This window comes from Chryseobacterium gambrini (assembly GCF_027920505.1).
Lineage (GTDB): Bacteria > Bacteroidota > Bacteroidia > Flavobacteriales > Weeksellaceae > Chryseobacterium > Chryseobacterium gambrini.
The window spans coordinates 2,510,679-2,526,452 of sequence record NZ_CP115857.1 but is presented as its reverse complement, the minus strand read 5'-3'; the positions used below and the strand labels follow the sequence as shown (position 1 = coordinate 2,526,452).

The window sequence follows — 15,774 nt, the reverse complement described above, 5'->3', positions numbered from 1 at the left end:
TCTTTTTTAATAAAATTATGAAATGGAATTTGAAAAACAATAACTATAAGTTAATTTTTTTCAACATTTATCTTAAAATTAACCTCATCTATTTCGATTTCGTTAAAATTTGAAAGTGAAGATACAATTTCTATTTTATTTGACAAGACTTCGGATGAAATATATTCTTCATTTTTCTTGATGTCATCAATGAAAGGAGCGTTTTCTTCCAAAGAGATCGTAATTCTGTCCGTCAAATCGAAATCCTTCTCTTTTCGCAGGTTCTGAACTCTGTTGATGAATTCTCTTGCGATACCTTCAGATTTTAATTCATCTGTTAGCGTCAAATCTAATGCCACAGTGGTTTTTCCGTCGGAAGTTACCGTCCATCCCGGAATGTCTTTTGTGGAAATTTCCACATCTTCCGGTGTGATTTCGTAACCCTGCACATCAATTTTTCCTTCTTTTTCCAAAGTGGAGATCTGTTCTGCGGTGAAATTGGTAATTTCTCCACCCACCGTTTTCATGTCTTTTCCTAATTTTGGACCTAAAGCTTTGAAGTTCGGTTTGATCTGTTTTACAATTAGGTGAGACGCTTCTTCAGCATTAATTAACTGTAATTCTTTAACGTTTACTTCCTGCTTAATTAAATCTGCAACCGCGGAAATCTGTTCTTCCGTTTTCTTATCCAAAACAGGAATCAACACTCTTTGAAGAGGTTGTCTTACTTTCAAACTTTCTGCACGTCTGATGGAAAGAACTAAACTTGTTATCGTCTGTGCTAAATGTGTTTTTTCAACCAAATCTGCATCAATTAAACTTTCATCAGCAACAGGGAAATCCGTTAAGTGGATCGATTCCGCAGTTTCTTTTCCGGTTACTTTATTTAAATCCTGATACAACTGATCCATAAAGAACGGAGCGATTGGCGCAGATAATTTAGCAACCGTTTCAAGACAAGTATATAAAGTCTGGTAAGCTGAGATTTTATCTTCAGAATAATCTCCTTTCCAGAAACGTCTTCTGCAAAGTCTTACGTACCAGTTGGATAAATTGTCATTCACAAAAGTATTGATCGCTCTCGCTACTCTTGTCGGTTCGTAATCTTCGTAGAACGCTTTAACTTCCTTAATTAACAAATTCAGCTCAGAAAGAATCCATCGGTCGATTTCCGGTCTGTTCTCAACTTCTTTTTCAGAATAATTAAATCCGTCCACATTCGCATACAACGCAAAGAATGAATACGTATTGTACAGTGTTCCGAAGAATTTTCTTCTCACTTCATCAATTCCTTCGATGTCGAATTTCAGGTTTTCCCAAGGATTCGCATTGGAAATCATATACCAACGTGTTGCATCCGGACCGTAAACCGCTAAAGTTTCAAACGGATCTACTGCATTACCTTTGGATTTTGACATTTTCAGCCCGTTTTTGTCCAAAACAAGCCCGTTACTCATTACATTTTTATAAGCAACAGAATCAAAAACCGCTGTTCCGATCGCATGAAGCGTATAGAACCAACCACGAGTCTGGTCAACACCTTCCGCAATGAAATCTGCAGGGAACGCTTTATTATTATCAATTAATTCTTTATTTTCAAAAGGATAATGCAATTGCGCATAAGGCATTGAACCGGAATCGAACCAAACGTCGATCAGGTCGCTCTCACGCTTCATCGCTTTTCCTGAATCTGAAACCAAAACGATTTTGTCTACAATATTTTTATGCAGATCCACAGACGCATAATTATTCTCAGACATATCTCCGATGATGAAATCCTTAAACGGATTTTCAGTCATCAATCCTGCTTCTACAGATTTTTCAATCTCGTTGTATAATTCTTCTACAGATCCGATGATCTTTTCCTCCTTCAGATCTTCTGTTCTCCAGATTGGCAAAGGAATTCCCCAATATCTTGAACGGGAAAGATTCCAGTCGTTTACATTTTCAATCCAGTTCGCAAAACGTCCTTCTCCTGTAGATTTCGGCTTCCAGTTGATTTCTTTGTTTAAATCTACCAAACGGTCTTTTACAGCCGTCATTTTCACAAACCATGAATCCAGCGGATAATACAATACAGGCTTGTCTGTTCTCCAGCAATGAGGGTAGCTGTGAACATATTTTTCTACTTTGAAGGCTTTATTTTCAGTTTTCAGCAAAATTGCCAGTTCTACATCCCATGATTTTTCGGGTGCAGTTCCTTCGTCGTAATATTCGTTCTTGATGTATTTTCCTGAGAATAATTCAGGAACATTTTCGCCCTGAATAAATCTTCCCTGTAAATCTACCAAAGGAACAAGATTATCATTTTCATCTTTTACCAGCATGGGCGGAACTCCGGCTTCTTTTGCCGCTTTCGCATCATCCGCACCAAAAGTAGGCGCAATGTGAACAATACCTGTTCCGTCTTCAGTGGTTACAAAATCTCCCAAGATCACTCTGAAAGCTTTTTCAGGAGTGTCGTTTGGAGTAAACCACGGAACCAACTGCTCGTATTGAGTTCCTGTTAATTTTTCTCCCGTAAATTCTTTTAAAATCTGGTAAGGAATGGTCTTGCTTTCTGAAGTGTAGTTCGCGAAATCTTCATCTGTTCCTTCCGCATATTTTTTTCCGAAATTTTTATTCAGAAGAACTTTTGCCAGAACAACAGTTACCGGCTGGAAAGTATACTGGTTAAAAGTTTTAACCACAACATATTCAATATCTCTTCCTACAGCCAAAGCCGTATTGGAAGGCAAAGTCCAAGGTGTTGTCGTCCATGCAAGAATGTTTACATCTCCTTCAACATCATTAAACAGATCGGTAGATCCTTTCTTTACTTTAAACTGCGCCACAATCGTAGTGTCCGAAACGTCATGATACGTTCCCGGCATATTCAGCTCCGCAGAAGAAAGTCCTGTTCCTGCTTTTGGCGAATATGGCTGAATCGTGTAACCTTTATACAGCAGATCTTTGTTGTACAATTGTTTCAGAAGCCACCAAACCGTTTCCATGTATTTTGATTTGTACGTGATGTACGGATCATCAAGATCTACCCAATATCCGATTTTCTCGGTAAGGTTATTCCATACGTCTGTATAACGCATTACCGCTTCACGACACGCTTTGTTGTAATCCTCAATCGAAATTTTTCTGCCAATATCTTCTTTAGTGATTCCTAATTCTTTTTCCACACCAAGCTCTACCGGAAGTCCGTGCGTATCCCAACCCGCTTTACGGAAAACCTGCTTTCCGTTTTGGGTTTGATAACGACAGAAAATATCCTTCAACGCTCTGGCCATTACGTGGTGAATTCCGGGCATACCGTTTGCTGAAGGCGGACCTTCATAAAACACAAACTCAGGTTGCCCCTCACGAATCTCAACACTCTTATTGAAAGTTTTATTCTGCTTCCAGAATTCTGCGATGTTCTCGGCTACGTCAATAAGGTTGAGGTTTTTGTACTCTTTAAATTGGCTCATTGTAATATATCAATATCGTTGATTAATTAAGTTGGCAAATTTACTAAAATTTGTCGGTTTATAATATATGTTTTATTTTGATATTTCCTATTAAAAACTTCTGTTTCAGAAAAATAAATGAAAAGATTAATTTTTTGTGAACAATCAGGGGTTGATTATAAACTTTTGAAGAGTTTTTTAAACCTAAATAGCACAATGTTTTTACAAATACCGCGGATTTCTCATGGATGTGTATCGATAGGGGCGGGCTTTAGCCCGCTTCAATAGTAATATTTTAGATTGGTTTTAACCGAAACTTACATTTTCGTTTATAAATTTAAACGCAAAATTTATTTAATAAGCGATATTTTCAGGCTTCGCAAAGCAAATTATTTGCCTTTACCTCCTAAAGTAAAAGAATGCAGAACAGGAACTTTGCGTTAACAATTATCGCAAAACGCTTTTCACGAATAATAACAAAAACAAGTCATCATCGAAATCCGCAGGAAAATAAATCTGCATAAACAGCAAAACCTGCTACAAATTAAAATAAACTAATAAATTTGTCCTTTAAAAATAAAAACCATTGGACTTTTATCCATCCATCGAAAGATCAGACATTCAGGAAATAAAAAAGTTTCAGGAGCAGAAGCTTCAGGAACTTTTAACGTATCTTGAAACTCATTCACCTTTTTATCAAAAATTATTCAAAGAAAACCATATCCATATTGCTGAAATTCAGACTTTGGAAGACCTGAAAAAAATTCCGACCACCACGAAGAACGATATTCAGCAGCATAACGATGATTTTTTCTGTGTGACACCCGATAAAATTGTGGATTACAGCACGACATCCGGAACACTGGGAGATCCTGTAACATTCGGATTATCAGATAACGATCTTGAAAGATTAGCCTACAACGAAGCCATTTCTTTTGCGTGTGCCGGAATAAAAAAAGGAGATGTGGTACAGATGATTACCACGATCGATAAAAGATTTATGGCGGGACTTGCTTACTTTTTAGGACTCAGAAAAATGGGAGCCAGTGTGGTAAGAATGGGACCGGGAATTCCGGAACTTCAATGGGATTCCATTTTCAGATACAAACCGAAATATTTAATCACCGTTCCGTCTTTTTTGCTAAAAATGATCGATTATGCCGAAAAACATAGGATAGATTATAAAAATTCCAGTGTTTATGGAGCAGTTTGTATCGGAGAGAGCATCAAAAATCAGGATTTTACAGATAATATTCTTTCCCAGAAAATTAAAGAAAAGTGGAATATTAAACTTTTTTCAACCTACGCTTCTACGGAAATGAGCACCGCTTTTACAGAGTGTGAAGAACAAATTGGCGGACATCACCATCCGGAATTAATTATCACCGAAATTCTTGATGATGAAGGAAATCCCGCGAAAGAAGGCGAAAGCGGAGAATTAACGATCACTACTTTGGGTGTTGAAGCAATTCCATTATTGAGATTTAAAACAGGAGATATTGTAAAAGCACATTATGAGCCGTGTAAATGCGGAAGAAATACGATGAGGTTGGGTCCTGTCATCGGAAGAAAACAGCAGATGATCAAATACAAAGGCACCACATTGTATCCGCCTGCAATGAATGACATCCTGAACGATTTCAATAATATTCTCTGTTATCAGATTGTTATTCAGTCAAACGAAATCGGGTTGGATGAAATCATCATTAAAGTAAGCACAGACAGCGATTCCGAGGGTTTTGTAAATGAAGTAAGAGATCATTTCAGGGCAAAATTAAGAGTGAGTCCGAAAATTGAACTGGTCGATTTTGATGTTTTATCTAAAACGGTATTTAACCCGAACAGCAGGAAGCCTATTGTCTTTTTAGATTTACGAAACTAAAAAATAAAGGAGATTACGGAATGGCGTAAGGTTATCGTTTTCTTAGAAATTAAATTTGAGAAAAATTTTAAACATGAAAAAAATAATCTCAATTTTAATTTTTCTTTTTACATTGATCTGTCATGCTCAACATGAACCAAAGTTCGAAAATGATACTTTAACGACTTCAACAGGATTTAAAGTGTATGAAGGACTTAGTATAAAAATAGGAACAGGCTCAATGAGTGACGGGGATTTTAAGTTTATCAGGACAAACGCATCGTCACTTTTTAATTATTATTCAACAACGGGATATCAGGGATTGGCAAATCAGGCGAATTCATTTCGAAGAAGCAATTCAGGTCTTACTTTTAAAGTTAAAAAAATAATGACCAGAGGAAATAAGAAGAACGGATATGTATATTATGTGAAAATCGGTCAAAGTTTAATTAACTATGAAATGGATGTTGAAAATGCAATTAAATCGGGTGAAATTCTTGTTCCCGAAGAATTTTTACCTAAAACAAAAAATCAGATTCAGGAAATTATAAAAGAATCAAAATACGATAAACTTAAAAAAATTAAAGAGCTGAAAGATTCAGGAGTTCTTTCCGAAGAAGAATTTCAAAAGGAAAAAGAAAGAATCATGAGTGAAAACTGATTTAGAAATCAATTATCCAAATAAACAAAAATGGTCTGAAAATCTCAGACCGTTTTTATGCTTGTTGCTTTTCTGTTTTAATAAATTCTGCCAGATTTTTAATCGCCGTATCATGAATTCTCACAAAAGTATTCTTCTTGTTCCAGACATAACCCGCCAAAACTGCACAGATTTTTCTCTTCACATCAGGATTTTCCGGCTGGTGAAAAAATAATTCCTGAAGATTTCCGGTGTACCATTCTTTTACATACGTTGTGAAAACATCAACGCCGTACAGAATATAATCGGCAAATTCCTTTTGCCAGTCTACTTGTTCGCCGTTCAGTTGTCGTAAGGCTAATTTTGCAGCGGTCATTCCGCCTTCTGTGGCAAAAGCCATTCCTGAAGAGAAAACAGGATCTAAGAATTCCGAAGCATTTCCTGTAAGCGCAAAACCGTCACCATACAATTTTTTTACCGAGCACGAATAATCTTTCAGATGTTGAGGTTCAAAAAGAAAATCTACATCCCCGAAACGTTTTACATAATAATCCGAAAGGGAAATTGCTTTTCTCAGAGCTTCCGTTGTATCGCCGTTTTCAGAGAGTTTATCAATAAAATCAGTTGGTCCTACAATTCCTACGCTCGTGTTTCCGTTGGAGAAAGGAATTACCCAAAGCCAGACTTCCGTTTCGATAATATCAAAAGAAATCAGAGTTCCTTCCGTTCCTTCTTCCCGGTTAATGTCTTTTACGTGAGAGAAAATCGCAGAATGAGGAGAAAGCTTTGAAGGTTTTTCCAAATCTAAAAGTCTCGGTAAAACCCTACCGTAACCGCTGGAATCGATCACAAATTTGGCATGAATTTCTTTTATTTCGCCGTTCTTATTTTTTACAATCGTTACAGAATCTGTTCCGTTGAATTCAATGCCGATCACTTCCGTTTCGAATTCAAGATCAATTCCTTTATTAATGACTTCCTGGGCTAAAACATTATCAAAATCCGCTCTCGGAACCTGCCAAGTCCAGTCCCATCCTTCCCCGAATTTATTACTGAAATCAAAAATGCAGACCTCGTTGCCTCTTAAAAAACGTGCTCCCAATTTCTTCTCAAAGCCTATTTTATCCAGAGCAGGAAACAGTCCGGCTTCATCAAAATGATCCATCACACGCGGAATCAGGCTTTCGCCGACCACCAGTCTTGGAAATTTCGTTTTTTCAACAACTTTCACGTTGACGTTGTTCTTCTTTAAATATGAAGAAGATACGCAGCCGGACGGTCCGGCGCCGATTACAAGAACGTCAACAAATTCTTTACTCATCTTTGATTTTTTATTTTAATAATAACTTCTATCTTTGCCGCAAAATTAATGACAATTAATTAATAATTACAAAATTATCTTATTACTTTTTAATTGATGAAAATAAATAACTTTTTAGAACTGAGCGACTTTAAGAAAGTCATCATCAACAATGAGAAAATAGAACTGGATGAAACACTTCTTGCCAGAGTGGATGAAAGTTTTCAGTTTTTAAAAGAATTTTCAAAAAATAAAGTAATTTATGGGGTGAACACAGGTTTCGGACCCATGGCACAGTTCAAAATCAGCGATGAAGATACCCATCAGCTTCAGTATAACTTAATCAGAAGTCATTCTTCGGGGATCGGGAATCCGCTTCCGGCAGACGAAGCAAAAGCCTGTATGTTGGCAAGACTGAATACCTTATCATTAGGAAAATCGGGCGTTCATCATTCTGTAGTAAATTTACTTAAAGAATTAATAAACAGAGATATTACGCCGCTTATTTTTGAACACGGAGGCGTTGGAGCAAGTGGAGATCTGGTCCAGTTGGCGCATCTTGCGTTGGTATTGATCGGGGAAGGAGAAGTTTTCTATAAAGGAGAAAGACAATCAACAAAGAACGTTTTTGAAATTGAAAATTTACAGCCGATTCAGGTAGAAATCCGTGAAGGACTGGCTTTGATGAACGGAACATCCGTGATGTCCGGAATTGGAGTCGTTAATGCGCATAAAGCGAATCAGTTAACCGATATTTCAATCAAATTATCCTGCGCAATTAATGAAATTGTTCAGGCGTATGACGATCATTTATCTGAAGTGCTGAACGGAACCAAACTTCACGAAGGACAGCAGAAAATTGCAGAAAAAATGCGTGCTCATTTGTCTGACAGTCAATTAATCAGAAAAAGAGCCGATCATTTATATACTCACTTTGAAGAGCAGGAAAAAGTTTTCAAGGAAAAAGTTCAGGAATATTACTCGTTGAGATGTGTTCCTCAGATTTTGGGACCTGTTTTGGATACGTTGGAATATACGGAAAAAGTATTGGAAAACGAGATCAATTCAGCAAATGATAATCCGATCATCAATGTGGAAGATCAGCACGTTTACCACGGTGGAAATTTCCACGGCGATTACATTTCCCTTGAAATGGACAAGCTGAAAATTGTGGTCACCAAATTAACAATGTTGGCAGAAAGGCAACTGAATTATTTACTGAATTCTAAAATCAACGAAATTTTGCCTCCGTTTGTTAATTTAGGTAAATTAGGATTCAATTTCGGAATGCAGGGTGTTCAGTTTACAGCAACTTCTACAACGGCAGAAAGCCAGATGTTATCAAACCCGATGTATGTTCACAGTATTCCTAACAACAATGATAATCAGGATATTGTAAGTATGGGAACCAATGCAGCGGTTATTTGCAGAAAAGTAATCGAAAATGCATTCGAGGTGTTGACGATTGAGGCCATTACCATTGTTCAGGCAATAGAATATCTTGGTTTTCAGGATAAAATTTCATCGGCAACCAAAGAATTGTACGATGAAATAAGAAAAATAATTCCTGCATTTTCAGATGATATGGTAATGTATCCTTATCTGGAAGAAGTGAAGAAATATTTAAAGGCAATGTAATTTTTTAAGGAAATTAATTGTCATACTTAAGGAAAGGAAAATATACACAAAAAACTAAAACTACATAAGCAACACATGAAATGTGCAATCGTCACAGGAGGCTCAAGAGGAATTGGAAGAGCTATCTGTATAAAACTGGCTGAAGAAAAAAACTATCATATCTTAATCAACTACACTTCAAACGAAGCGGCAGCTAAAGAAACGTTAGCTAAAGTGGAAGAACTGGGATCTACCGGAGAAATTTTGAAATTTGACGTAGGAAATGCCAAAGAAACTCAAAAAGTTTTAACAGAATGGCAGGAAAATAATCCGAAATCCGTTGTTGAGGTGATCGTAAACAATGCCGGAATTACAAGAGACGGATTGTTCATGTGGATGCCGAGTGAAGACTGGAATGCGGTGATTAACACCAGTTTAAATGGGTTTTTCAACGTGACGAATTTCTTTATCCAGAAACTGTTACGCAATAAATACGGCAGAATCATCAATATGGTTTCTGTTTCCGGAGTAAAGGGAACAGCAGGACAAACCAATTATTCTGCGGCGAAAGGTGCTTTGGTAGGAGCTACAAAAGCGCTGGCTCAGGAAGTGGCGAAAAGAAACATCACCGTAAACGCGGTTGCACCGGGATTCATAAAAACAGACATGACGCAGGAATTCAATGAAGACGAATTGAAAGCAATGATCCCTGCAAACCGATTCGGGGAAGCGGAAGAAGTGGCAGATTTAGTCGCATTTTTAGCGTCTAAAAAGTCATCGTACATTACAGGCGAAGTCATCAATATTAACGGAGGAATCTACTCATAAAATCAGGTGGCAGATAAAAGGGAGCAGTTGTGAGCTGCAGCCCAAAACCTAAAACCTAAAACCTTGAACATTACATGGAAAATAGGGTTGTTATTACCGGAATGGGAATTTATTCCTGCATCGGAACTTCTTTGGAAGAAGTAAAAGAATCTTTATTTCAGGGAAAATCCGGAATTCATTTAGTAGACGAAAGAAAAGAATTTGGTTTCAGATCGGGATTAACGGGCGTGGTTCCGAAGCCGGATCTCAAAAATCTTCTCAGCCGCAGACAGCGCGTAAGCATGGGCGAAGAAAGCGAATATGCATACATCGCAACACTAGATGCTTTAAAACAGGCGAATATCGACCAAGATTTTTTAGACCACAACGAAGTCGGAATTTTATACGGAAACGACAGTGTTTCCAAGGCAGTGGTAGAATCTATCGATATAGCGAGAGAGAAAAAAGATACAACGTTAATGGGTTCAGGAGCTATTTTTAAATCCATGAACTCTACGGTTACCATGAACCTTTCGACCATTTTTAAACTGAGAGGAATCAATTTAACCATCAGTGCAGCCTGTGCAAGCGGATCTCACTCTTTGGGACTGGCTTACATGATGATTAAAAACGGTTTTCAGGAGATGATTATTTGCGGAGGAGCACAGGAAACCAATAAATATTCGATGGCGAGCTTTGATGGATTGGGTGTTTTTTCAGTACGCGAAAATGAGCCCACAAAAGCATCAAGACCTTTTGATAAAGACAGAGACGGATTAATTCCGAGTGGAGGAGCAGCAACTTTAATTGTTGAAAGTTTAGAATCTGCCCAAAAAAGAGGAGCCAATATCATCGCGGAAATTGTCGGGTATGGATTTTCTTCCAACGGAGGACATATTTCCACACCCAATGTAGACGGACCGGCTTTAGCCATGAACAGGGCTTTGCAACAGTCTGGTTTACAGGTAAAAGATATCGATTATATTAATGCTCATGCGACGTCAACGCCAATTGGTGACGCCAATGAAGCGAAAGCCATTTACGAAATTTTCGGAAGCGAAGTTCCGGTAAGTTCAACAAAATCAATGACCGGTCACGAATGCTGGATGGCAGGTGCGAGCGAAGTTATTTACTCTATTCTGATGATGCAGAACGATTTTGTAGCCCCGAATATTAATCTGGAAAACCCTGATGATGAGGCGAAAAGGATAAATTTGGTTGCTGAAACAAAAAGTCAAAAAATTGATGTATTTTTGTCGAATTCTTTCGGATTTGGGGGAACCAACTCTGCATTAATTGTTAAAAAATTTAATTAAAAACATGGAAAGGGAAAAGATTATTGCGATTGCCAATGACTTTTTAGTCAACGAATTTGAAGTAGACGGCGATGAAATCAGCAATGATGCAAACTTTAAAAAAACGCTGGGTTTAGACAGCTTAGATTATATTGATCTTGTAGTGGTTATCGAATCTAATTTCGGAGTGAAATTAGGAGAAGCAGACTTCAAAAACATCGTGACTTTTGACGATTTCTATACCGTGATCGAAAACAAGATTACTGAAAAAAGCGTATAACTGATTTAGCTTCTTTGCTGAGTAAAACGCTCTTGCGAACTTAAAAAAAAGGTAGTAGTTAAAAATTTCTTGCGAACTTTGCGTTAAGAACAAAAAATATGAACAAGTGGAAAGGTAAATCTAAAGGGACGATTCTGGGCTACAAAATTTTCGTCTGGTGCATTAGAAATATCGGGATCAGAAGTTCATATGTAGTGCTTTACTTTGTTGCGTTCTATTACTTTTTGTTCGAAAAAAACAGCAACAGATACTACCGTTATTATTTTTCAGAAAGACTGAAGTATGGCTTCTGGAAAACAAAACTTTCTCTGTTTAAAAGCTATTTCACTTTCGGAACCGTTCTTATTGATAAAACTGCCATTTCAGCAGGATTGCGCAACAAATATACCTACGAATTCGATGGAATTGAAAACCTCAGAAATCTTTTAGCCGAAAAAAAAGGCGGCGTTCTCATCAGTGCGCACATCGGGAATTTTGAAATTGCCGAACATTTCTTTGCGGATATCGATTTCGACTGTCAGATCAACTTAGTAACAACAGATCAGGAAGTTACAATTATTAAAGAATATCTTGAAAGTGTTTCTGTAAAAGCGAGTAGCATTAAATTTATTTACGTGAAAGACGATATGTCCCATATTTTCGACATCAATGAAGCCTTGTCTAAAAATGAGCTCATTTGCTTTACCGGAGACCGTTATTTTGAAGGATCCAAGTTTTTAGAGGGCGAATTGCTGGGTAAAACAGCGAAGTTTCCTGCAGGACCTTTTCTCATTGCTTCCAGATTAGGCGTTCCAGTCGTGTATGTGTATGTGATGAAAGAAAAAAATCTGCATTACCACTTATACGCAAGAGTTGCCGAAAACGTCAAAAAACGCGATGCACAGGGACTTTTGAATTCCTATACCCAAAATCTCGAATCCATGATCCGAAAATATCCGCTCCAATGGTTCAATTATTTTGATTTTTGGGACGATATTAATTAAATTTCCTACTTTTACCTTCAGAAAACTAATATTTAACTCAAACATTAAATGATTTAGAGATTTAAAATAAAGTCCTGAGTTTCCTTTTATCTTTGCTGAGTGTTAACGCCTTTGCCTCAATTTTATGATTGATTCATTGGATTCGGCGAAACTTCGTTTTGCGAACTTAAAAACAGGAAGTGATTAAAAAAAAATCTTCGTGGACTTTGCGTTTTAAAATTCAAAATCATTAAAGACACTTTCCTCCTTGAAAAAAACGTTCGACATACTCGTAATCGGCAGCGGATTGGGCGGTCTTGTTTCTGCGCTTGTTCTGGCGAAGGAAGGTTTAAAGGTATGCGTTCTGGAGAAAAACAATCAGTACGGCGGAAATTTACAGACCTTTTCCCGCGACAAGCTCATCTTCGATACCGGAGTTCACTATTTAGGAGGACTTTCCAAAGGGCAGAATCTTCATCAGTATTTTTCCTATCTGGGAATTATGGATGAACTTCAGCTTCATAAGATGGACGAAAACGGCTACGATAAAATCACTTTCGGAGACGATGAAACCGAATATCCTCACGCACAAGGCTACAGAAATTTTGTTGAACAGCTATCAAAATACTTTCCCGAAGAAAAAGATAATTTAGAAGACTATTGCGAAGAAATTCAGAGAGTTTGCAGTCAGTTTCCCAGATATAATCTTGTGGGAAAAGACAATTATAACGAGGAAATTCTTCACTTAAATACCAAAAGATTTATTGAATCTTTAACCTCGAATAAAAAGCTGCAGTCTGTTTTATTAGGATCCAATTTTCTGTATGCCGGAGATTCTGAAAACGTTCCGTTTTACGTTCATGCGCTCACCGTAAATTCTTATATTCAAAGTGCTTACAAATGCATCAAAGGAGGAAGCCAGATTTCAAAACTGCTGATTCGCAGGCTTCGTGAGTATGGAGCAGAAGTACACAAACATGCTGAAGTTTCCGAATTTATTTTTGATGATTACAATATTTTATCCGGAGTAAAAACTTCAATAGGAAAAGAATATTTTGCGAAAAAATTCATCTCAAACATCGAAATTCGTACAACCCTGAGACTTCTTGGGGAAGAAAGGCTTAAAAAATCATTTGTCAACAGAATTGTAAGCTGGGAACCAGTTCCATCATGTTTCAGCGTTTATCTGGTAATGAAACCGCAATCTTTTCAGAATTTTAATTATAATATTTACCATTTTGCCAATGAGAAAATGGTCTGGAATGCCCACCGTTATCAAAAAGAAAAATGGCCCGAAACGTATATGCTTTCTTCCACAGAATCCAAACACAATCCCGGTTTTGCAGAAAGTCTCACCGCCATTTCCTACATGGATTTTCAGGAAGTGGAAGAGTGGAAGGGAACCGTCAATACCGTTGCAGACAAATATGAAAGAGGAGCATTGTATGAAAAATTCAAGCTTGAAAAAGCTGAAAAAATGATCGACGCTTTAGAAAAAAAATTCCCCGATCTAAGAAAATCGATTAAGCGTTTTTATACCTCTTCACCGTTGTCTTATCGAGATTATATCGGAAGTTTTAACGGAAATATGTACGGTTACATGAAAAGTTCCGAAAATCCTCTGAAAACCATGGTTTCTCCACGCACGAAAATCGACAATCTTTTTCTTACGGGACAGTCTGTCAATATGCACGGAATTTTGGGCTGTACAATTGGCGCATTCAACACTTGCGCAGAAATTCTCGGAAAAGAGCTGATTGCTGAAAGATTAACACAATTGATTAATAAAAATAAAGGTGAAAAATAGCGAAAATGATATGCCGTTTGTTGTCATTCAGAACGAAATTAAATGGAGTGAAGAATCTAAATTGTTTTTTTTGAGATTCTTCCTTCGTCAGAATGACAAGATTCAATGTTTTCGAAATAGCGGATCACTAATCTTAATTTTTCTCAGTCTAAACCTTATCCTTTTCCTCAACTCTTGCGGAATAAGAAAATCCATCAAATATATTCCCGATGTAAAACAATATTCGCTTGATATTCCGAAGGTTAATAAAATAAACGATTCAACTTTCAGTTTCAATCAGAATTATTTAACAAAAAATAAGCAGCAGATCTGGGAATTGTATATTCAGGGAAATCCTCTGCAATTAGGTTATAATAATGGAGCTTTAACCCAAAATCTGATGCAGAAACAGGAAGAAATTTTCTTTTCCAAAATTGAAGGATTTGTCCCGTCGAAGTTTAAGCAAAACTTACTGAGAGGTTTCCTGAAATGGTACAACCGGAAAATGTATCTTAACGTAAGGGAGGATTTTCAGGCAGAAATCTATGGAATGTCTCAATATTCTTCGGATCAATACAATTTCATCGCGCCAAAGTTTCTGCGAAGTATGTATCTCCACGGTGCGCACGACATTGGTCATGCCATGCAGGATTTAATGATGGTGGGTTGCACTTCTCTTGCGGTCTGGAATGAAAATACAGAAGACGGAGATCTGCTTATTGGAAGAAATTTCGACTTTTACGTGGGAGACGATTTTGCTAAAAATAAAATCATTGAATTCGTTCATCCTGATGACGGAATCCCTTATCTTTCTGTAACCTGGGCAGGAATGATCGGTGTAGTTTCGGGCATGAACAAAGAAGGAATTACCGTTACCATTAATGCCGGAAAATCTAAAATTCCATTGACCGCAAAAACACCGATTTCTCTGGTGACAAGAGAAATTTTACAATATGCCAGAACCATTGATGAAGCAATTGCCATTGCGAAAAAGAGAAAAGTCTTCGTCTCGGAATCTATTCTGGTCGGAAGTGCGAATGATAAAAATGCGGTGATTATTGAAGTTTCTCCGGATAATTTCGGAGTGTATGAAGTGAAAAATACAAGCCGTATTTTCTGTACCAATCATTTCCAGTCGGAGGCTTATAAAAATGATAAAAGAAATCAGAAACATATTGCGGAAAGCCATTCAGAATACCGTTATGAAAAGCTGCAGGAACTTTTAGCGGAAAATAAAAAGCTCAATCCCGAAAAAATGTCTGCGATTTTAAGAGACAAATCCGGTTTGAAAGGAGAGAACATAGGTTTTGGAAACGAAAAAGCAATCAATCAGCTTATTGCGCATCACGCTGTAATTTTTTCACCACAGAAAAAACTGGTCTGGGTTTCTGCAAATCCTTATCAGTTGGGAGAATTTGTCTGTTATGATCTGAATGAAATTTTTTCGGATAAAAGATTAAAAAGCGGTGAGTTTGCAAAATCTGAACTGAATATTGCAAAAGATCCTTTCCTAGACTCTCCGGAATTTAAAAATTACGAACGGTACAAAATGATGAGTGAAGAGGTAGAAAAAGGAATTGAAGGAGATGTTTTGCTCACTGACGATTTTCTGTCCCGTTATCAGTCTTTAAATCCGGATTTCTGGCTTGTTTATTATCATGCCGGAAAATATTATTATAGTCAGAAAGAATATGCAAAAGCAAAAACAGAATTTAAAAAGGCTTTAACCAAAGAAATTACCACCGTTCCGGATAGAGAAAATGTGGAGAAATATCTGAGAAAAACAGAAAGAAAACTGAAATAGCGG

At 37.2% G+C, this 15,774-nt stretch carries 11 protein-coding genes; 9 read left to right on the top strand and 2 right to left on the bottom strand.

What is annotated here, in order from left to right; all coding sequences use genetic code 11:
* Positions 1 to 50: 50 nt before the first annotated feature.
* The gene (gene ileS, locus PFY09_RS11385; RefSeq protein WP_271159777.1) at positions 51 to 3,440 is read right to left on the bottom strand and encodes an isoleucine--tRNA ligase; all 3,390 of its coding nucleotides are present in this window, start codon (positions 3,438 to 3,440) and stop codon (positions 51 to 53) included.
* Positions 3,441 to 4,005: 565 nt separating this feature from the next.
* On the opposite strand from ileS, the gene PFY09_RS11380 reads away from it, so the two are divergent.
* Both PFY09_RS11380 and PFY09_RS11375 read left to right on the top strand, forming a co-directional pair.
* Positions 4,006 to 5,301 carry a phenylacetate--CoA ligase family protein gene (locus tag PFY09_RS11380; protein ID WP_271159776.1) on the top strand — a complete coding sequence of 432 codons (1,296 nt, stop codon included), beginning with the start codon at positions 4,006 to 4,008 and terminating at the stop codon, positions 5,299 to 5,301.
* A gap of 73 nt (positions 5,302 to 5,374) precedes the next feature.
* Positions 5,375 to 5,941: an SHOCT domain-containing protein gene (locus tag PFY09_RS11375; protein ID WP_271159775.1), complete on the top strand. Its 567-nt coding sequence runs from the start codon at positions 5,375 to 5,377 to the stop codon at positions 5,939 to 5,941.
* Positions 5,942 to 5,996: 55 nt separating this feature from the next.
* Here the strand turns inward: PFY09_RS11375 and PFY09_RS11370 are convergent, their stop codons facing one another.
* On the bottom strand, positions 5,997 to 7,241 hold the full coding sequence (locus PFY09_RS11370; RefSeq protein ID WP_271159774.1) for an NAD(P)/FAD-dependent oxidoreductase: 1,245 nt from the start codon (positions 7,239 to 7,241) through the stop codon (positions 5,997 to 5,999).
* A gap of 96 nt (positions 7,242 to 7,337) precedes the next feature.
* Here PFY09_RS11370 and PFY09_RS11365 point away from each other — a divergent pair, with 96 nt between their 5' ends.
* The 7 genes from PFY09_RS11365 to PFY09_RS11335 all read left to right on the top strand — a co-directional run bounded on the left by PFY09_RS11365 (position 7,338) and on the right by PFY09_RS11335 (position 15,771).
* Positions 7,338 to 8,858: an HAL/PAL/TAL family ammonia-lyase gene (locus PFY09_RS11365; protein WP_268055399.1), complete on the top strand. Its 1,521-nt coding sequence runs from the start codon at positions 7,338 to 7,340 to the stop codon at positions 8,856 to 8,858.
* Positions 8,859 to 8,933: 75 nt separating this feature from the next.
* Complete coding sequence (gene fabG, locus PFY09_RS11360; protein WP_271159773.1) at positions 8,934 to 9,665, top strand: 3-oxoacyl-ACP reductase FabG; 732 nt, start codon at positions 8,934 to 8,936, stop codon at positions 9,663 to 9,665.
* A 74-nt stretch (positions 9,666 to 9,739) separates the two neighbouring features.
* Positions 9,740 to 10,960: a beta-ketoacyl-[acyl-carrier-protein] synthase family protein gene (locus PFY09_RS11355; RefSeq protein ID WP_271159772.1), complete on the top strand. Its 1,221-nt coding sequence runs from the start codon at positions 9,740 to 9,742 to the stop codon at positions 10,958 to 10,960.
* A 4-nt stretch (positions 10,961 to 10,964) separates the two neighbouring features.
* Positions 10,965 to 11,219 (top strand): acyl carrier protein, encoded by a 255-nt coding sequence (locus tag PFY09_RS11350; RefSeq protein ID WP_108410540.1) that lies wholly within the window; start codon positions 10,965 to 10,967, stop codon positions 11,217 to 11,219.
* 98 nt (positions 11,220 to 11,317) lie between these two features.
* Positions 11,318 to 12,202: an LpxL/LpxP family acyltransferase gene (locus PFY09_RS11345; RefSeq protein ID WP_271159771.1), complete on the top strand. Its 885-nt coding sequence runs from the start codon at positions 11,318 to 11,320 to the stop codon at positions 12,200 to 12,202.
* A gap of 247 nt (positions 12,203 to 12,449) precedes the next feature.
* The gene (locus PFY09_RS11340) at positions 12,450 to 13,988 is read left to right on the top strand and encodes a phytoene desaturase family protein (RefSeq protein WP_271159770.1); all 1,539 of its coding nucleotides are present in this window, start codon (positions 12,450 to 12,452) and stop codon (positions 13,986 to 13,988) included.
* A complete protein-coding gene (locus PFY09_RS11335) occupies positions 13,978 to 15,771 on the top strand; it encodes a C45 family autoproteolytic acyltransferase/hydolase (protein ID WP_271159769.1) in 1,794 nt (597 codons plus the stop codon). The genes PFY09_RS11340 and PFY09_RS11335 overlap by 11 nt, the downstream gene beginning before the upstream one ends.
* The last annotated feature ends 3 nt before the right edge of the window (positions 15,772 to 15,774 follow it).